Origin of the sequence: Thioclava sp. 'Guangxiensis', from assembly GCF_045348365.1 — a bacterium.
GTDB classification, from domain to species: domain Bacteria; phylum Pseudomonadota; class Alphaproteobacteria; order Rhodobacterales; family Rhodobacteraceae; genus Thioclava; species Thioclava kandeliae.
Genome location: NZ_CP155822.1, coordinates 878,275 through 895,000, shown reverse-complemented (window position 1 = coordinate 895,000; position 16,726 = coordinate 878,275). Strand labels below are relative to the sequence as shown.

At 60.5% G+C, this 16,726-nt stretch carries 18 protein-coding genes, 1 tRNA gene and 2 rRNA genes (1 of these 21 cut by a window edge); 12 read left to right on the top strand and 9 right to left on the bottom strand.

Translation table 11 applies throughout. The annotated features are described in order from the left end of the window. The 3 genes from ABEB22_RS04465 to ABEB22_RS04455 form a co-directional block, all read left to right on the top strand. Positions 1-1,183: ribosomal RNA gene (locus ABEB22_RS04465) — 23S ribosomal RNA — on the top strand (it extends 1,648 nt beyond the left edge of the window). Between the two features lie 78 nt (positions 1,184-1,261). After that, positions 1,262-1,376: ribosomal RNA gene (gene rrf, locus ABEB22_RS04460) — 5S ribosomal RNA — on the top strand. Positions 1,377-1,434: 58 nt separating this feature from the next. Continuing rightward, positions 1,435-1,511, top strand: a tRNA-Met gene (locus ABEB22_RS04455). A 71-nt stretch (positions 1,512-1,582) separates the two neighbouring features. Here the strand turns inward: ABEB22_RS04455 and lpxK are convergent. The 3 genes from lpxK to ABEB22_RS04440 are packed head-to-tail and all read right to left on the bottom strand — an operon-like array spanning position 1,583 to position 4,281. Next, positions 1,583-2,560, bottom strand: coding sequence for a tetraacyldisaccharide 4'-kinase (lpxK, locus tag ABEB22_RS04450; protein WP_406871121.1), 978 nt, complete (start codon positions 2,558-2,560; stop codon positions 1,583-1,585). A 60-nt stretch (positions 2,561-2,620) separates the two neighbouring features. Further along, positions 2,621-3,607, bottom strand: a complete 987-nt coding sequence (locus tag ABEB22_RS04445; RefSeq protein ID WP_406870920.1) for an NAD(P)H-quinone oxidoreductase — start codon at positions 3,605-3,607, stop codon at positions 2,621-2,623. Then, entirely contained in the window at positions 3,604-4,281 is a 678-nt protein-coding gene (locus ABEB22_RS04440; protein WP_406870919.1) for a COQ9 family protein, read from the bottom strand. The genes ABEB22_RS04445 and ABEB22_RS04440 overlap by 4 nt, the downstream gene beginning before the upstream one ends. Positions 4,282-4,392: 111 nt before the next feature. Here ABEB22_RS04440 and rpsU point away from each other — a divergent pair, with 111 nt between their 5' ends. After that, entirely contained in the window at positions 4,393-4,599 is a 207-nt protein-coding gene (gene rpsU / locus ABEB22_RS04435; protein ID WP_083217574.1) for a 30S ribosomal protein S21, read from the top strand. A gap of 84 nt (positions 4,600-4,683) precedes the next feature. Here the strand turns inward: rpsU and ABEB22_RS04430 are convergent, their stop codons facing one another. Next, complete coding sequence (locus tag ABEB22_RS04430) at positions 4,684-5,337, bottom strand: ribonuclease T2 (protein WP_339114066.1); 654 nt, start codon at positions 5,335-5,337, stop codon at positions 4,684-4,686. Between the two features lie 132 nt (positions 5,338-5,469). Between ABEB22_RS04430 and ABEB22_RS04425 the strand changes: the two genes are divergently transcribed. Continuing rightward, the gene (locus tag ABEB22_RS04425) at positions 5,470-6,231 is read left to right on the top strand and encodes a DUF1013 domain-containing protein (RefSeq protein ID WP_406870918.1); all 762 of its coding nucleotides are present in this window, start codon (positions 5,470-5,472) and stop codon (positions 6,229-6,231) included. Between the two features lie 67 nt (positions 6,232-6,298). On the opposite strand, the gene ABEB22_RS04420 is transcribed toward ABEB22_RS04425, so the two are convergent. Continuing rightward, complete coding sequence (locus ABEB22_RS04420; protein WP_406870917.1) at positions 6,299-7,315, bottom strand: Hint domain-containing protein; 1,017 nt, start codon at positions 7,313-7,315, stop codon at positions 6,299-6,301. A gap of 153 nt (positions 7,316-7,468) precedes the next feature. Between ABEB22_RS04420 and ABEB22_RS04415 the strand changes: the two genes are divergently transcribed. The 6 genes from ABEB22_RS04415 (at position 7,469) to ABEB22_RS04390 (ending at position 13,735) form a co-directional block, all read left to right on the top strand. Continuing rightward, positions 7,469-9,631 carry an esterase-like activity of phytase family protein gene (locus ABEB22_RS04415; RefSeq protein WP_406871120.1) on the top strand — a complete coding sequence of 721 codons (2,163 nt, stop codon included), beginning with the start codon at positions 7,469-7,471 and terminating at the stop codon, positions 9,629-9,631. Between the two features lie 326 nt (positions 9,632-9,957). Further along, positions 9,958-10,833, top strand: a complete 876-nt coding sequence (locus ABEB22_RS04410) for a L,D-transpeptidase (RefSeq protein ID WP_339114070.1) — start codon at positions 9,958-9,960, stop codon at positions 10,831-10,833. 176 nt (positions 10,834-11,009) lie between these two features. After that, positions 11,010-11,834 carry a 3-methyl-2-oxobutanoate hydroxymethyltransferase gene (panB, locus tag ABEB22_RS04405; protein WP_339114071.1) on the top strand — a complete coding sequence of 275 codons (825 nt, stop codon included), beginning with the start codon at positions 11,010-11,012 and terminating at the stop codon, positions 11,832-11,834. Then, positions 11,831-12,670, top strand: coding sequence for a pantoate--beta-alanine ligase (panC, locus tag ABEB22_RS04400; RefSeq protein WP_406870916.1), 840 nt, complete (start codon positions 11,831-11,833; stop codon positions 12,668-12,670). The genes panB and panC overlap by 4 nt, the downstream gene beginning before the upstream one ends. A gap of 16 nt (positions 12,671-12,686) precedes the next feature. Beyond that, positions 12,687-12,995, top strand: a complete 309-nt coding sequence (locus ABEB22_RS04395) for a hypothetical protein (protein WP_339114073.1) — start codon at positions 12,687-12,689, stop codon at positions 12,993-12,995. Between the two features lie 107 nt (positions 12,996-13,102). Then, on the top strand, positions 13,103-13,735 hold the full coding sequence (locus ABEB22_RS04390; protein WP_406870915.1) for a DUF1523 family protein: 633 nt from the start codon (positions 13,103-13,105) through the stop codon (positions 13,733-13,735). Positions 13,736-13,750: 15 nt separating this feature from the next. On the opposite strand, the gene ABEB22_RS04385 is transcribed toward ABEB22_RS04390, so the two are convergent. Beyond that, positions 13,751-14,122, bottom strand: coding sequence for a hypothetical protein (locus tag ABEB22_RS04385; RefSeq protein ID WP_406870914.1), 372 nt, complete (start codon positions 14,120-14,122; stop codon positions 13,751-13,753). Positions 14,123-14,284: 162 nt separating this feature from the next. Here ABEB22_RS04385 and ABEB22_RS04380 point away from each other — a divergent pair, with 162 nt between their 5' ends. After that, positions 14,285-14,653, top strand: a complete 369-nt coding sequence (locus ABEB22_RS04380; RefSeq protein ID WP_339114076.1) for a hypothetical protein — start codon at positions 14,285-14,287, stop codon at positions 14,651-14,653. 53 nt (positions 14,654-14,706) lie between these two features. On the opposite strand, the gene grxD is transcribed toward ABEB22_RS04380, so the two are convergent. The 3 genes from grxD to ABEB22_RS04365 all read right to left on the bottom strand — a co-directional run bounded on the left by grxD (position 14,707) and on the right by ABEB22_RS04365 (position 16,568). Then, positions 14,707-15,066, bottom strand: coding sequence for a Grx4 family monothiol glutaredoxin (gene grxD, locus ABEB22_RS04375; RefSeq protein ID WP_339114077.1), 360 nt, complete (start codon positions 15,064-15,066; stop codon positions 14,707-14,709). A 170-nt stretch (positions 15,067-15,236) separates the two neighbouring features. Continuing rightward, the gene (locus tag ABEB22_RS04370; protein ID WP_339114078.1) at positions 15,237-15,479 is read right to left on the bottom strand and encodes a BolA/IbaG family iron-sulfur metabolism protein; all 243 of its coding nucleotides are present in this window, start codon (positions 15,477-15,479) and stop codon (positions 15,237-15,239) included. A 72-nt stretch (positions 15,480-15,551) separates the two neighbouring features. Then, positions 15,552-16,568: an FUSC family protein gene (locus ABEB22_RS04365; protein WP_406870913.1), complete on the bottom strand. Its 1,017-nt coding sequence runs from the start codon at positions 16,566-16,568 to the stop codon at positions 15,552-15,554. Positions 16,569-16,726: the final 158 nt, after the last annotated feature.

Here is a 16,726-nt window from a genome sequence, read left to right as displayed (position 1 = left end):
ATGCCTCCGTAAGTTCGCGAGAAGGAGGCCCCATCTGTAGGCAACTATAGGTGGGGGGCACAAACTAGGGGGTGGCGACTGTTTACTTAAAACACAGGGCTGTGCGAAGCCGTAAGGCGACGTATACAGTCTGACGCCTGCCCGGTGCCGGAAGGTTAAAAGGAGGGGTGCAAGCTCTGAATTGAAGCCCCGGTAAACGGCGGCCGTAACTATAACGGTCCTAAGGTAGCGAAATTCCTTGTCGGGTAAGTTCCGACCTGCACGAATGGCGTAACGATCTCCCCGCTGTCTCAAACGTGGACTCAGCGAAATTGAACTGTGTGTCAAGATGCACACTACCCGCGGTTAGACGGAAAGACCCCATGAACCTTTACTACAGCTTCACACTGGCATCAGGATTGTGATGTGCAGGATAGGTGGTAGCCTTTGAAGCCGGAACGCTAGTTCCGGTGGAGGCATCCTTGAGATACCACCCTTCGCACTCTTGATGTCTAACCGCGGTCCGTTATCCGGATCCGGGACCCTGTGTGGCGGGTAGTTTGACTGGGGCGGTCGCCTCCCAAAGAGTAACGGAGGCGCGCGAAGGTGGGCTCAGACCGGTCGGAAATCGGTCGTTGAGTGCAATGGCAAAAGCCTGCCTGACTGCGAGACTGACAAGTCGAGCAGAGACGAAAGTCGGCCATAGTGATCCGGTGGTCCCAAGTGGGAGGGCCATCGCTCAACGGATAAAAGGTACTCTGGGGATAACAGGCTGATGGTGCCCAAGAGTCCATATCGACGGCACCGTTTGGCACCTCGATGTCGGCTCATCTCATCCTGGGGCTGGAGCAGGTCCCAAGGGTACGGCTGTTCGCCGTTTAAAGAGGTACGTGAGCTGGGTTTAGAACGTCGTGAGACAGTTCGGTCCCTATCTGCCGTGGGTGTAGGATACTTGAGAAGAGTTGCCCCTAGTACGAGAGGACCGGGGTGAACGGACCACTGGTGGACCAGTTATCGTGCCAACGGTAGTGCTGGGTAGCTATGTCCGGACAGGATAACCGCTGAAAGCATCTAAGCGGGAAGCCCCCTTCAAAACTAGGTATCCCTTGAGGGCCGTGGAAGACCACCACGTCGATAGGCTGGAGATGTAAGTGCAGTAATGCATTCAGTTGACCAGTACTAATTGCCCGATTGGCTTGATTTGATCCAGTAGTAGACAGACACTCCTACAGATCAAAATCATGCATACGAACACAACTTGACTTGGACGCTCTTTATTCGGTTTGGTGGTCATAGCGCTGGCTATACACCCGGTCCCATTCCGAACCCGGCCGTTAAGGGCCAACACGCCAATGGTACTGCGTCTCAAGACGTGGGAGAGTAGGTCACCGCCAAACCTAATAAAGAGCGTCAATCATCTCTATAACGATACCCCCCCAATCAGACACATCCTTACGCGGGATGGAGCAGCCCGGTAGCTCGTCAGGCTCATAACCTGAAGGTCGTAGGTTCAAATCCTACTCCCGCAACCAAATAAAAAGCCGTCTCATCAGAGGCGGCTTCGCGCATTCTTGACACAGCAAAAATAGAACGGAAAATCCGCTCAGAAGAGCGAATGAAGACGGGCATCAAGAGCCTCCGCCTGCAAAATCTCCAGACGCACAGGCAATGTCAGCACCTCACCACGCAAGGATGAAGGCAAACGCGCAGCGTCCTTCTCCGTCGTCACAAGCTGTAAACCATCCGCCTGCGCATCATGCAAAAGACGCGACAACAGCGCAGCCGTGAAAGGCTGGTGGTCACCAAGTGACTCCGTCCGAACAACCGACGCACCCAAGCCTCGTAGCGTATCGAAAAACTTCTCTGGATAACCAATCCCCGCAAACGCCAAACACCGCAATCCACGCCAGTCCATACCCGTCGGCAACGGGGCCAGATGGCCAGTAAAATGAGGGCAGGGAAGATAAGCGCCCCAACGCGACGCAAAACGCTCTTGCGCCGCAGCCTCTCCGATCGAAACAACAAGATCAGCCCGCGATAGACCCGCAGATACAGGCTCCCGCAAAGGACCCGCTGGAAGGCAAAGCCCGTTCCCAAAACCACGACCCGCATCCACGACCACAATGCTCAGATCCTTCACAAGCGCAGGGTTCTGGTGACCGTCATCAAGCACAATCACATCCGCCCCCGCAGCACAGGCCGCAACACCGCCCGCCGCACGGTCCTTCGACACCCAGACAGGCGCAAAGGACGACAACAAAAGCGGCTCATCCCCGACAGCCGAGGCATCATGCACACGCGCATCAACCCGCACAGGACCGGTAAGGCGCCCGCCATGACCACGCGATACGATATGGGGAGCATGTCCATGTGCCTGAAGGAGCTGCACAACCGCCATAACCGTCGGCGTCTTCCCCGTCCCGCCCGCATTGATGTTACCAACGCAGATAACCGGAATATTCAAACGCAACCCCTCACGACAAACGCGACGAGAAGTCGCATAGGCCGTCAGGCACCCGAGCGGGGACAAAGCAAGTGACAATAGGGAGCGCTTGGACTCCCAGAATAACGGAGCACGCATCAGAATGATCGCAAGCTGTTGCACGCTGTGCAGTGCGGGACGTAAAGAATTGGCGCCATGTTACTTTACCCGCAGGACAATCTTGCCGATATGGGTCGAGCTTTCCATATGCGCATGTGCCTTGGCCGCCTCTGTCAGCTCGAAGGTCGAATCCAACAGCACCTTCAGCTTGCCGGTCTCGACCATCGGCCAGACCTTCTCGCGCAGCTCCGCAGCAATGGCGGCCTTTTGCGCGTCTGTCTGCGGGCGCAGGGTTGAGCCGGTGATCGTCAGGCGGCGGGTCATCACCTGCGCGAAGTTGATCTCGGCTTTGGGGCCTTGCAGGAAGGCGATGAAAACCAGACGGCCATCCATCGCAAGCGCCTTCAGATCGCGCTTGATATAGTCGCCCCCCACCATATCGAGGATCAGATCGGCACCGCCATCCGCCGCCAGAACCTTCACGAAATCCTCTTCGCGGTAGTTGATGGCCTTGGCGCCCAATGCCGCGCAGGCCTCGCATTTGGCCTCCGAACCTGCCGTGGCATAAACGGTCGCGCCGAGGGCGCGCGCGATCTGGATCGCGGTCGTGCCGATACCGGACGAGCCGCCATGCACCAGAAACCGCTCGCCGCCCTTTAGTCCGCCGCGCATCACCACATTGGACCAGACCGTGAAACAGGTCTCGGGCAGGCAGGCCGCGAGCTGGAGGTCCAGACCTGAAGGCACCGGCAGCGCATGGGCGGCAGGGCAGGTGACATATTCGGCATAGCCACCACCCGGCACGAGTGCGCAGACCGTATCTCCTACCGTCCAGTCGCTGACCCCCGGTCCGCAGGCCGCCACGCGGCCCGAGACCTCGAGGCCGGGCAGGTCGGAGGCACCGGGCGGCGGGTCGTAGAGACCGGCCCGTTGCAGCGCATCGGGACGGTTGACGCCCGCATAGGCCACCTCGATCAGGATCTCGCCATAGCCCGGAACGGGCACCGCGCGATGGGCGGGTTTCAGCACCTCGGGAGCGCCGGATTGGGTGATCTCCATCACCTGCATTTCATGCGGGAGGCTCATTCGTTTGTCCTTTCCGTGCGGCCGGGCAGGTCGTCGCAACCCTTGGGCGCGCGGATGCCCGACAGCATCGTCTTGAGGAAGGGGAGTTTCATGACGCTGCCCTTCACTTTCTCGAATTGCATGACATCGCCAATGCGGTGGTCGATGAAGGCCCATGTCTCGGCATGGTCTTCGCTTTCATCGCCCATCCAGAACAGCACGGAGGCCGAGTAGACGCCGGTCAGGGTCATGCGCTTGGTGTACCAGTTATAATCCGTGGAGCTGTCGCCAAGGGCGGTCCAGATCAGATCGCAGGTATTCCAGACGAGTTTGGTGCCGGTGGCGGCATTTTGCGGCAGTGCAAAAAGCGCCGCCCCGCGGCGCACCAGTTCGGGGTCAACTGCCTCCAGCCTTGCCCGCAGCGCAAAAGCAACCTTCTCGCGGAATTTCATCTCGCCAAGGTCGGCCTCCTCCAGCGCCTTCACCATCGCGCGATCGCCTTGGCGATGATATTCCACCGCCAGATCCATCGCGCCGCGCGGGCAGATCAGCTTCGCCACACCCGCATCTATACCCGAATCACTTACCGCCATATCGAAGGCGGGTTTGGCCCAACCATCGAAGGGAACATGCGGCAGGATGGCCTCCAGCAGCTCTGCCTTGGCGCGATCGACGTCGAGATGATCGTTTTTCATGGCCTTTCCCTTTCGGGCCCCCTTTCAGGTGGTAGACAAATGGAAGGTTTATAGCTATATGAAGCGCTCCTGCAAACCGATGCAACTCTAACTTAGGAAGGTGGTGACACCATGCAGGTCAGCGTTCGCGATAACAACGTCGATCAGGCGCTTCGTGCCCTGAAGAAGAAACTTCAACGTGAAGGCGTTTTCCGTGAAATGAAGCTTCGGCAACATTTCGAGAAGCCGTCCGTGAAGAAAGCGCGCGAGAAGGCGGAAGCCGTTCGCCGTGCCCGTAAACTGGCGCGTAAAAAAGCACAGCGTGAAGGGGCTCTCTGAGTTTCGACGTGTTGAGAAAGCTGGCGGGTTTGCCCGCACCTTGAACCCCCTCGGTTTCCTTGGGGGTTTTTTGGTGTCTCGGGCTCAGCGGATCCCGTCCATCTGCGCATCCGTCAGGGTGCAATCGCGGATTACATCGGCACCGCAGCTGCGCGGCGAGAGATCCTTATCCAGACAGATGCGGACCTCCTGAATGCGGTTTGCCTGACAGGTCACCGTCACGCCATTCGCGGTGAGCGCGGGATTGGCTTCGAGGAAGGCCTCCTCCACCACATGGGCGGGCAGGGTGACATCCTTGGTAAGCTTTTCGAACACATCGGGGATTTCCACGCCGTCATAGGCGCGGCGTGCCAGATCCAGATAGGCCTGCGCCCCGAGCCCCGAACAGCGCCCGTGCTTTTTCCACTGATACCATGCGGCCCCTGTTGTGCCCATGATATCGGCCATCGCGGCTGTCTGGCGCTTGGACGGATCGCGGGCGGGTGTGGTGCAATAGCTGGGCCAGCCCTGTTCGTTTTGCGGCCAGAGCCCGTGCAGGACGAAATCATGCGCTCCGTTGCGGGCCGTGTCGCATTGGGGCGAGTTGCGGGCATCGCCGGTCAGCGCACACCATGTAGGGGACCAGCTGAGCGCGAGCACATAATAATCGAATTGCCCCGCCTTCTCGCCCTCGGCCCGTGCGGGCAGAGCCAGCCCCGACAGGGCCATGATCATCAGGAATGCGCGAAGTTTCGTCATTTTCTCTTTTCCCGAGCTGTGGATTTGAGTATATACGGCTCCAATTCCCCACCAGAAATGGATCGCGGCGCAGGGAATCCCCGCCCGCAGCCGGTTTCTCGGCACGGGAGAGATTTGTAAAGGATGGCTGAGATGACCAACAAGCCCCTGATGGCAAGAGCGACCGCCGTGTGGCTCGTGGACAATACCACGCTGAGCTTCAAGCAGATCGGTGACTTCACCGGTATGCACGAGCTGGAGATCCAGGGCATCGCCGATGGTGATGTGGCGGTAGGCGTGAAGGGTCAGGACCCGGTGGCGCATGGCCAGCTGGATGCCAGCGAGATCGAGAAGGGCGAGAAAGACGCGCTCTACAAGCTGAAGCTGAAATTCAACAAGGCGGCCGTTGGCGAGGACAAGCGCCGTGGCCCGCGCTACACGCCGCTATCCAAGCGTCAGGACCGTCCGAACGCGATCCTGTGGCTGGTGAAATTCCACCCCGAGCTGGCGGATGCCCAGATCGCGCGTCTCGTGGGAACCACCAAGCCGACGATTGCCTCGATCCGCGAGCGCACGCACTGGAACATCCAGAACATGACCGCCATCGATCCGGTCGCGCTGGGGCTTTGCCGCCAGACCGAGCTGGATATGGAAGTGCAGAAGGCCGCGAAGAAGGCCGCTGCGATGGGCGTCATGACCGATGACGAGCGCCGCAAGCTGGTGTCGACCGAGCAATCGCTCGAGATGTCGGACGAGCCGCGTCTGCCCTCGTCGATCGCGGGCCTCGAGAACTTCTCGCTGTCGAAATCGGACGAGACCGAAGACGATAAATCGCCCGCCGATTATTCGGACGCCGACAGCTTCTTCAACCTGCCGCATGGCGAGGATGATGAGGATGAGGACGAGCGCCGTTAATTCCGCGCTGCCTTTTCGGGATATGAAAACCGCCACATCTTCTGTGGCGGTTTTTTTATATGGCCTCCTAGAGACGGGGCAGCGTGATCGAGAGTTCCCGCGCCAGCGCCTGCAGGACCATCCCTTGCGCATTGCGCATCCGCAGCAAAGGCTTCGCGGGCGTGGGGGCTTGCCCCATGATCCGCTTGATGCGCCGCGCAACCAACCCCGGCAAAAGCGAGAGCGCGACCGGGCCGGGCCAGAAGCTCTCGCAGGGCAGGCCATTCGCGACGATCAGGGAATGGCACCGCAGCACGATATGGACATAGGGCTCTGACAGCGGGGCGATCCGGCCGACCTTGGGGCGCGGCAGAAACGCGACCGCCGGAGCGAGCGCATCGGCGTCGGTGAGATAGATACGGTGCTGGGCCGAAAGGATCAGCGCCTGTCGGGGGAGCCCCTCTCCGAGCGCGTTTGCCTGAATGCGGATCGGGCGCTTGTTACCGCCCGCTTCCAGCGGAACGCGCGCGCGCAGGACCATGATCACAGGCGCCACCGATCCATCGGCCAGCCGTAGCCTGTCGCCGGATCTGAGCGCCTCGGCCGGCCGTTCGCGCCCATCGGCCATCAGGATGCGTGTTTTGGGCCCGAAACAGGAGGGCGTGGAGGTGGAGTAGGCATAGCTGCCATAGGTCATGTCCTGTCGCCCGACGACCGTCAGCGCCTCGCCATAGGGGGGCGGCGTCCCCTGAATGATGAAGCCCTGGATGTTCCACGCATCATTGTTGAGCGAGACGAATTGCAGCACATAGTTATTGCCGAAACTGTCCTGCACCGTCACTTCATATTCGGATTCGATCTCGGTGCCAGCGGCGTAGAATATGCCGTTCAGAGTGTAGTCATTGGCGAGAGTCTGAGTGGTGTTATCATCGTCGAAGGTCGTGTTGTCGACATCATCGACCTGCACAAGCGAGCTGGTCGATGACGGAGAGAGGGTAATCGTGTCAACGCCCAGATTGAACTGATAGCCACCATTATCCGCAAAGGTCGCCGCAGTGGTGGACGCATAACTGAGGTCAAAAAAGTTGAGGTCGAAAATGGCCATGGCATGCTCGGTTTGCGGATTGTCGCCCAGTATCTGCCAGATTGTTTTAGGTAAGGTTTATTCCGGCTGAGCGGATGGCTTCACGGAAACGTCACGCTCGGGTCGCGCGGGCGTTACCTTTCCGTTGGAAAGCAGGGGGAAATATCTGGGGAGATTTCCATGCTGCGACTATCGCTGGGTGCTGTTCTGGCACTGACCACCGCTCTGCCTGCCTTGGCCGAAATGAATTTCAACCGTATCGCCGCCTTTCCGGTCATGTCGAATGCCGACAATGCCGATGAGGAGACCTCTGCCGAGATCATCGCGGCGAGTGCCGATGGCAATACGCTCGTCTATACCGACAGCCCGCTAGGCGTGATCGGGCTGATCGATATTACCGACCCTGCCAATCCCGCGCCCAAAGGCACGATCGCGATGGAGGGCGAACCCACCTCGGTCGCAGTCGTCGGCCAGACGGCATTTGTGGGTGTGAATACGTCCGAGAGCTATACCAGCCCCTCGGGCGAGATGCATGTGATCGACATGGCGCAAGGCACGCAGCTTGCGACCTGCGATCTGGGCGGCCAGCCGGATTCGGTGGCGGTGGCCAAGGATGGCAGCTTTGTCACCGTGGCGATCGAGAACGAACGCGACGAGGAATTGGGCGATGGCGGTCTGCCGCAGATGCCCGCCGGTTTCGTGGTGAAGATCCCCGTGCGGGGTGGCACTCTGGCCTGCGACGCCCTGCAGAAGATCGACCTGACCGGTCTGGCGGAGGTGGGCGGCACCGATCCCGAACCGGAATTCGTCGATGTGAACAGAGCGGGCGAGATCGTGGTCACGCTACAGGAAAACAACCATCTCGTCGTGATCGGCGCGGATGGCAAGGTGGCCAGCCATTTCTCGGCGGGCAAGGTCTCGCTCGATGGCGTCGATACCAAGAAAGACGGAAAACTGGAGTTTACCGGCACGCTGAGCGATATCCCACGGGAGCCCGATGCCGTGAAATGGATCGACGACGACCATTTCGCGACCGCCAACGAGGGCGACTGGAAGGGTGGCTCGCGCGGCTTCACAATTTTCAGGAAAGATGGCACCATCGTCTATGACAGCGGCAACAGCTTCGAGCGCGCTGTCGCCGCCATCGGCCATTTCCCCGATAAACGCGCGGGCAAGAAGGGCGTCGAGCCTGAATCGGTCGAATTCAACATCTATGGCGGCACGCCGCTTCTGTTCATCGGGTCCGAGCGGGGCTCGGTTGTGGGGGTCTATGACGTGACCGATCCCGCAGCGCCCGAGCTGTTGCAGATGCTGCCCTCGGGGATCGGGCCGGAGGGCTATGTCTCGATCCCGCAGCGCAATCTGCTGGTCTCGGCCAACGAGACCGATGCGCGCGAGGATGGTAACGCCCCCGCCCATGTGATGATCTACGAGCGCAGTGACAAGCCCGCCGCCTATCCGATGATCACCTCCGCAGGCACCGACCCGCTGATCGGCTGGGGTGCGCTTTCGGGGCTGGCCGCAGGCGGGCAGGGGCAGCTCTTTGCCGTGGCTGACAGCTTCTACGGGGCCGCGCCGCGGATCTTTACCATCGATGTCCGCCAGCAGCCCGCGCAGATCACTGGCGCAATCGATATCACCCTTAACGGGGCGCCGGCGCAGCTCACCGATCTCGAAGGGATCACGCTGGATGGGGCGGGCGGCTTCTGGCTCGCCTCCGAGGGTAACGCGGCCAAGATGGTCCCGCATGGTTTGCTACATGTGGATGCCAAGGGCGAGATCGAGGAACAGATCGGTCTGCCGCCGGAACTGGCCACGCAGGCGACCCGCTACGGCTTTGAAGGCGTGGCGAAAGTCGGTAATACGCTCTGGATGGCGACCCAGCGTGAATGGGGCGATGACCCTGCGGGGCTGGTGAAACTGGTGGCCTATAACACCGAGACCGAGGAGTGGGGCGCGGTGCATTACCCGCTCGACCCCAAGGGCAAGGGCTGGGTCGGCCTTTCGGAAATCACCGTGCATGGAGATTACGCCTATTTCATCGAGCGTGATAACCAGATCGCGCAAGACGCCAGAATCAAGAAAATCACCCGCGTTGCGCTGGACCAGCTGCAGCCCGCACCCTTGGGCGGGGAGCTGCCGGTCGTGACCAAGGAAGAGGTCCGTGATCTGATCCCCGATCTGCGGTCTACGGGTGGCTTTGTCGTTGATAAGGTGGAAGGGATGGCCATGGATGCGCAGGGGCTGACCTATATCGTGACCGATAATGACGGTGTCGATGATAGCTCTGGCGAGACCCTGTTCCTGCCTCTGGGGCAGATCGACCCGCAGGGCTGAACATAAAAAACCGTTCTCTCTATTTCGTGACCCCAACAGCACCGGATTTCCGGTGCTGTTGTCGTTTATTCGCAATCTGGCTTATTTTTTCTCGTGGAACAGGGAACCGACTTGAGGTTTCGCGCCTTGTCAGCTTACTGGAGCTTTGAAAACTGGTTTCAGTCTGCCCGACGCTTGCCGATCTGCCCGGTAAAGTGAGGGTATATAGAGAAGTTCCGAAAGGATTTGCTGTCGTGTCGACTACACTTGTTCGTTTTCGTTTGCCGGTAATCGCGGCTGCGGGTTTGATTGCTTTGGCCGGTTGTGCGGCACAACCACATGATGGCATGTCCCCGACGCCTACCGTATCGACGGCCTCTGTGCCCGCCGTCTACCGCGCCCGCAAGGACGAGCTGGAACCCGACATTACCGTACCTGCGATTTCCGCCAAATATCTCAATGATCGCAATCGGCGCCAATGGGTGGATTACAACGGTCCCGAACCCGTCGGCACCATTGTGATCGACCCCTATGCACGCTTTGCCTATCACATCAAGGAACCCGGCCGCGCGATGCGCATGGGTGTGGCCGTCGGCAAGGCCGGCAAGGGCTTCTCCGGGACCGCAACGATTCGCCGTAAGGAAGTCTATCCCAGCTGGACGCCCACAAATAACATGATCCGTACCGACCCCGATCTTTACGGCCCGCTGGCCGGTGGTCTGAAGGGTGGTCTGGAAAACCCGCTCGGTGCGCGCGCGCTCTATCTCTACAAGAATGGCCGCGATACCTATTACCGCCTGCATGGAACGATGGACCCATCCTCCATCGGTAAGGCGACCTCCGCGGGCTGTATCCGGTTCTTCAATCAGGACATCATGGACATGTTCGACGAGACCGAGATCGGCACCAAGGTGAAGGTCCGCACCCTCGCCGAGAGCCTCGAATATGAAGGCCCCGTCACGCAGCTGCATTCGGGCTATGTGGTATCGTCCTCTAACACTGCCGCCATCGAGGCGGATGCCAAGGCATGGGACGAGGGCAAGATCGAGGATCCCGCGATCTCGGATGCCGAGGCGCATGACCGCGCGGTAGCCGCCGCCAAGGCGCAGGCGGCAGGCGAGGACCCTGTTGCGGCTGCCGAGGCTGCCGAGGAAGCTGACGCGCAGATCTACCCTGCGACCACCACCGAGGCCGAGCGCGACGCGGCGTTGTCCGGCAACTGAACCTCCAAATAGGAATTTCCCTTGGGTGGGGAAGGCGAAGCGCGGTAGGCCAGATGGTCTGCCGCGCTTTGGTTTGCGCGGGCAGGGTTGTCCTCTTTTCTTTGCAATTGCGCAACTTGGGGGCTATTGCTCTGGCACCTGCGCCAAAGGATGCGCAGGGCAAAGGAGGATCGCCCATGAGCGCCGCTGCAAAGATCTCGCGCAAGATGCCAAGCGATATCGCTGCAATGAAGGGCAAAAGCCCTATCGTTTGTCTGACTGCCTATACCACGCCGATGGCCCGTATCATGGATCCGCATTGCGATCTGGTGCTGGTTGGCGATAGCCTCGGCATGGTGGTGCACGGGCTCGAGAGCACTCTGGGCGTGACCATGGAGATGATGATCCTGCATGGGCAGGCCGTGATGCGCGGGTCCGATGCGGCCTGTGTCGTGGTCGATATGCCCTTCGGATCCTATGAGGAAAGCCCCGCGCAGGCATTCCGCAACGCGGCCCGTATCCTTGCCGAGACCGGCGCACAGGCGGTGAAACTGGAAGGCGGCGTGCATATGGCCGAAACGATCGGCTTCCTCGTGGCGCGCGGCGTTCCGGTGGTGGCCCATATCGGGCTGACGCCGCAATCGGTGAATGTGTTTGGTGGCTACAAGGTGCAGGGGCGCGGAGATGCCGGCACGCGGCTGATGGCCGATGCGAAGGCCGTTGCAGAGGCAGGGGCCTTCGCCGTCACGCTCGAAAAAGTGCCGCAGGGGCTGTCCGAGCGGATCACCCGGGAAATCGCCGTGCCGACGATCGGGATCGGTGCCAGCGTGAACTGCGACGGGCAGGTTCTGGTGGTGGATGACATGCTGGGCCTCTTCACCGCGTTCAAGCCGAAATTCGTCAAACGCTATGCGCAACTGGGCGATGATGCGGGCCAAGCCGTGGCTGCCTATGCGGCAGAGGTGCGCGCGCGCCAGTTTCCCGCACCCGAACATATGTTTGCCGATGAGGTGAAGAAATGACGCTGGTCATCCGTAACTCCACGGAATTACAGGAGAAAGTGGCCGCGTGGAAGCGCTCGGGGATGCTGGTTGGCGTGGTGCCTACCATGGGTGCGCTGCATGATGGCCATCTGAGCCTTGTGAAAACCGCACGGGCGCAGTCGGACCGTGTGATCGTGACGATTTTCGTGAACCCGATGCAGTTCAACAATACCGACGATCTGGCAAAATATCCCCGCCATGAGGAGCGCGATCTGGCGCTTCTGGAGGCGGCAGGGGTCGATGTGCTCTTTGCGCCTGATGTGACCGAGGTCTATCCGGACGGGTTTGCCACGACCGTTTCTGTCAGCGGTGTGACCGCTCCGATGGAGGGCGAGCATCGTCCGGGCCATTTCGACGGAATGGCCACGGTGGTGGCCAAGCTGTTCGGAATGACACAGGCAGGGTCTGCCTTCTTCGGCGAGAAGGACTGGCAACAATTGCAGGTGGTCAAACGCATGGTGCGCGATCTCAATCTGCCAATCACCGTTGTGGGCTGTCCGACCATCCGCGAGGAGGACGGGCTCGCGATGTCCTCGCGCAATGTCCGCCTGAGCGCCGAGGAACGCGCGCTTGCCCCAGAGTTGCACCGGATATTGCAGGAGGTTGCTGCCAAACTACGCGCGGGACAAGCCGTGGAAAGCGCGCTCGCCGAAGCGCGCGCCGAACTCGCCGCGAAAGGTTTCGGTGCGGTAGATTATCTTGATTTCCGGTCGGGCGAGAGCCTTGCGCCGCTTGAGGCATTTGCCGAGAACGGGCGGCTGCTGGTGGCTCTGTCGCTTGGTCAGGTGCGCATGATCGACAATATCGCCGTGTAACCCGAGGAATGACCTGATGAATTTCTTTCTGATTTTCGGCCTGATCCTGTGCATCGCGATGGGCGGCTGGCTGTCCAAACGTCCCTTTGCCACGCTTTTGATGCTGGTGCCGCTGGCTACGCTGGTGCCGGTCTTCTACGGGGCAGGGACCCTGTGTGGCGCGGGCTTTCCGCTGCATCTGGCCGACCCTACCTATATGTGCAAGAACAACCATAGCGCAGCGCAGACCTTTGCGGGTGCCTATGTGGTCGCGCTGATCCCCGTGCTCCTGTCGGGGCTGGTCCTGCGGGCCCTCAAGCTGTGGCGCGGTTCGCGCGCGTCCTGAGGGGGGGGGGCGCAGTTTACCCAAGTGATTGCTGGTGCTGGTCTCTATTCTGCCGGTGCGCGTGGTCATCTCTATCGTCTATCTGATGAACGACACATGAGGCTGTGATGCGGTATTTCAAATGGGGCTTTTTCGCAGTGCTGGCGCTGCTGGGTTTCGCCTTCTTCCACTACACCCTGCCGCAGCACGATATCGTCCGCATCGTCGGCACCGAGAACCGCCGTATCGATTATGGCGAGCACTCGATCTTCTGGGCGTCACCCAGCCAGACCGCGCTGGCCGCAGGCAGCCGCGATGTGTTCTTCATCCAAACCCAGCGCCCGAATGGCAGGCCGATGGTCTATCGTAACGAGGATACCGGCTGGCGCTGGCCGCCCTATTTCAAGTTTGACAGCTCGAACCTGCAGGCGGTGGCACAGGATCTGATCTCGACCAAGGCCGATCCGGTCTGGGTGTCGATCACCCATTACGGCTGGCGGAATGAATGGATCTCGATCTACCCGAATGCGGTCGCAATCAAGGTCGTCTCGGGGCCGGATGCAACGATCATCCCGTGGGCGAACATCATCATCCTGGTTTTCCTCGTGGTCGTGATCCTGTTCCTGCGCGCGTTGTGGAAGCAGTTCCGCCGCCGTTCAATCGATCCGGTGCTGGAGGATATGGAGGAGGCCTGGGATGGTGTCGAGGATCGTGCCGAAGGGCTCTGGACGCGGCTGAGGCGGCGTCTGGGCGGGAAATAACCCGCCCTTCCGGTCTCAGTTGCCGCGCATGGCGCCGCGTGACTGGCAGATCAGGTTATGGGTCAGGCCGAGCAGGATGGCCGCGAGGCTTGCCGCCGTGACCGCGCCATCGGTATGGCGCGTCAAGGCCTCGGCCCAGACCAGCTTGGTCGTCAGCGCCGCGCAGATGAACGTGGTGCGCCAGCAATCCGCACGCAGCGGGGCGGCCACGGTCTCGCGCAAATTGGCGATAAAACCACGCAGGGCACAGGCGGCCGCGGTGGACAGCAGCACCAGTTCCGGCGGCGTCAACTGGCCGGCGCCGCGTGCGGCCTGAAAGATGATCATGGCGAAAATGGCGGTGAACAGGCCGAGCGCGAGTTCACGGGCTTGGGGAATATAGGGCATTTTTCTGCTCATATGGGGCTGTGGTCCCAGTTGAATAGCAGAAAAGGGTTTTCAAATAAACAATACCAACTGGCTCGAACGATCACAAAGTCCAGAACTTTCTTTCTGCGACGTTGCGGACATAATCTGATATGATGGTGCCGTTAACGGTATGGCGGGTAGATGAAAGACGATTCGGCATTGGGAACAGAAAGTGTCGCAGAACAGATGCCCGACAGGCTTCTGGCCTATGCTCTGGATGCGTTGCTGACCCGTGAAGCCGGATGGGTCGGGCTGGTGCCCGAACTCGCGCAGCTGGGCCCAGAAGCGGACCCGACCGATATCGCGATCGCCCTGACTCGTGCCGCCACCGAAATCGAGCAGAGTTTTGTCCCGAGTAGCCCCTCGATGGATGCAGCGCGCCATGGCTACAAGCTGGCAGCGCTTCTGCTTTTGGAGATGAAGGCATTGGCCCTGCAAGGGATACCTGTTGTCACCTGCGCAGAGCTCCTGGCGATTTGGCGCGAGACCCCGTTTCTGGATCCCGCCTGACACGAAAAAGCCCCGCGGGACAGGCAGGGCTCTCTTATGATTTTGCTGCTGGATCAGGCGTTTGCAGCGCGGATCTGGTCTGCTGCGTCCTTGTTATAGGCTATGCCTTTATCGGCGAAGAGCTGGTCCAGCTCGCCCGAGAGGGTCATTTCGGTCACGATATCGCAGCCGCCGACAAATTCGCCTTTGACGTAAAGCTGCGGGATGGTCGGCCAGTCGGAGAAGTCCTTGATGCCTTGACGGATCTCGGCATCAGCGAGGACGTTGATGTCCTTATAGCTCACCCCCATGAAGTTCAGCACGCCAGCGACACGGCTGGAGAAACCGCATTGGGGCATTTCCTTGGTGCCTTTCATGAAAAGCACCACGTCGTTTTCGGTGACGTCTTTCTGGATCTGGTCTTGCGCGCTCATGGCGAAGGTCCTTTCTGGGGCGCTGCGGAGGGGCAGGCCATGTCTGAGTTTTGCCAAGGTTCTGGCATGGCGCCCATGGGGCGGGCGGTCCAGTCTAAGATTGCCGGTAGAATGCCATAAAACCCGTGTCCCGCGCCATCCATAAACCCGTGATGGCGCAAGGGATGCGATTAGTCCGGCGCTTTGGTCGTCAGCGCCAGCGCATGCAGAGCGCCATTCGGGCCGTCCATCGCGCCCTTCAGGGCGGCATAGACGGCACGTTGCTGTTGCACACGGTTCTTGCCGCGGAAGGATTCGTCGATCACCTCGGCGGCCCAGTGGTTCCCGTCACCGGCAAGGTCGGTGATGGTGATCTGGGCCTCGGGGAACGACGCGCGGATCAGGTGTTCGATGTCCTGGGCTTCCATGGGCATAAAATAGGCACTCCTACTGCTTCCCTTGTAAACTAAGCCTTGGGTTGGGCCGCTGCAAGGGGCATCCCCCATTCAGCTTAGCGCGGATTTACCCTCGCGGTCGCGCAGCGAGGCGATCAGATGCAGCACACCTGCCACCAGAAGGTTGCCCGCAATCAACCCGCACGCGCCATAGGCGGTCAGCTCGAAGGAATGCCCGACCGCCCCTGCCTCGCCCGCCAGCAGGAAGCACATATTGATATCGAGCCCCGGTGCAGCCGTCTTGGGATGGGCGCGGATCAGGCTGCCGATGGCGATGAAAATGATCGCGAGGATGTAGTTCTGGGTGTGATCCAGCCCGAACTGGCTGATGATGAACCGGTAGAGGATGGCGGCGCAGACGCCCATGAAAACGCCGGGCACCAGCCAGCGGATGATCGGGCGCGGGTCGTTCATCGAACCGATCACCGCGCAGAAGACCGAGGTCGCAAGCCCAGCCGACATCACGGCAAAATGCGGGGCAAGACCGGTGGCGGTGGTGGTGAGCGTGCAGAGCCCGCCGACAAAGGCCATGCGCATCAGCATCTGGCGCGTCGAGTGGGGCACGGGGCGCGGCGGCACCGGTCCGTTGCGGCTTGGGGTGAAATACCACGAAACCAGCGTGATGGAGGCCACCCCGATCAGGGTGGACCACAACCGCTCGAGCGCCAGGGTGACGCCGTCTGCGCCCAGCCCGAGTGAGGGCATCACGATCACCCCGCAGCTGAAGGCCATGAGCGTGAAGCCGTAGCTATAGGTCGTGCCGATCCGGTAGGCGATGCCGGTGCCTATGGCGACTGTCGCACCGACGGCCAGCCCGATGGAGAGCGGGTTATGCAGATAGAGTAGGGTCAGAATGCCAATGGCCGCACCGGCGATCGTTCCCGCCACACGCAAGAGCCCGCGGATCAGCATATCCTCACGGACAGGTTGGGCGATAACGAAGACCGGCATTGCCGCCCAGTAGGTATTGTGAAAGCCCAGAAGCTCGGAGAGGCTCAGTGCGATCAGAGCGGCGATGAACAGTCTGAACGCTTTGGGAAGGACGCTATCTGCGGTGAGTTGGGGCATGGAAGATCAGTGCTTTGCTTGTGTTTAGGGCATCATAGCGGTGGTGGGTGGCGGGCAAAAGGCAGGCATGGGTATTCGGCTGTGCGTTGGTGTCGCACCCTCGCCGATCTGGCGCGCAGAACTATGAATATGCAAAAGGCCGCCCGAAGGCGGCCTTT

Bases quoted from the DNA above. Each gene is read 5' to 3' on its own strand.
- lpxK (WP_406871121.1), bottom strand. From the start codon at position 2,560: ATGCGTGCTCCGTTATTCTGGGAGTCCAAGCGCTCCCTATTGTCACTT.
- ABEB22_RS04445 (WP_406870920.1), bottom strand. From the start codon at position 3,607: ATGAGCCTCCCGCATGAAATGCAGGTGATGGAGATCACCCAATCCGGC.
- ABEB22_RS04440 (WP_406870919.1), bottom strand. From the start codon at position 4,281: ATGAAAAACGATCATCTCGACGTCGATCGCGCCAAGGCAGAGCTGCTG.
- rpsU (WP_083217574.1), top strand. From the start codon at position 4,393: ATGCAGGTCAGCGTTCGCGATAACAACGTCGATCAGGCGCTTCGTGCC.
- ABEB22_RS04430 (WP_339114066.1), bottom strand. From the start codon at position 5,337: ATGACGAAACTTCGCGCATTCCTGATGATCATGGCCCTGTCGGGGCTG.
- ABEB22_RS04425 (WP_406870918.1), top strand. From the start codon at position 5,470: ATGACCAACAAGCCCCTGATGGCAAGAGCGACCGCCGTGTGGCTCGTG.
- ABEB22_RS04420 (WP_406870917.1), bottom strand. From the start codon at position 7,315: ATGGCCATTTTCGACCTCAACTTTTTTGACCTCAGTTATGCGTCCACC.
- ABEB22_RS04410 (WP_339114070.1), top strand. From the start codon at position 9,958: ATGTCCCCGACGCCTACCGTATCGACGGCCTCTGTGCCCGCCGTCTAC.
- panB (WP_339114071.1), top strand. From the start codon at position 11,010: ATGAGCGCCGCTGCAAAGATCTCGCGCAAGATGCCAAGCGATATCGCT.
- panC (WP_406870916.1), top strand. From the start codon at position 11,831: ATGACGCTGGTCATCCGTAACTCCACGGAATTACAGGAGAAAGTGGCC.
- ABEB22_RS04395 (WP_339114073.1), top strand. From the start codon at position 12,687: ATGAATTTCTTTCTGATTTTCGGCCTGATCCTGTGCATCGCGATGGGC.
- ABEB22_RS04390 (WP_406870915.1), top strand. From the start codon at position 13,103: ATGCGGTATTTCAAATGGGGCTTTTTCGCAGTGCTGGCGCTGCTGGGT.
- ABEB22_RS04385 (WP_406870914.1), bottom strand. From the start codon at position 14,122: ATGCCCTATATTCCCCAAGCCCGTGAACTCGCGCTCGGCCTGTTCACC.
- ABEB22_RS04380 (WP_339114076.1), top strand. From the start codon at position 14,285: ATGAAAGACGATTCGGCATTGGGAACAGAAAGTGTCGCAGAACAGATG.
- grxD (WP_339114077.1), bottom strand. From the start codon at position 15,066: ATGAGCGCGCAAGACCAGATCCAGAAAGACGTCACCGAAAACGACGTG.
- ABEB22_RS04370 (WP_339114078.1), bottom strand. From the start codon at position 15,479: ATGCCCATGGAAGCCCAGGACATCGAACACCTGATCCGCGCGTCGTTC.
- ABEB22_RS04365 (WP_406870913.1), bottom strand. From the start codon at position 16,568: ATGCCCCAACTCACCGCAGATAGCGTCCTTCCCAAAGCGTTCAGACTG.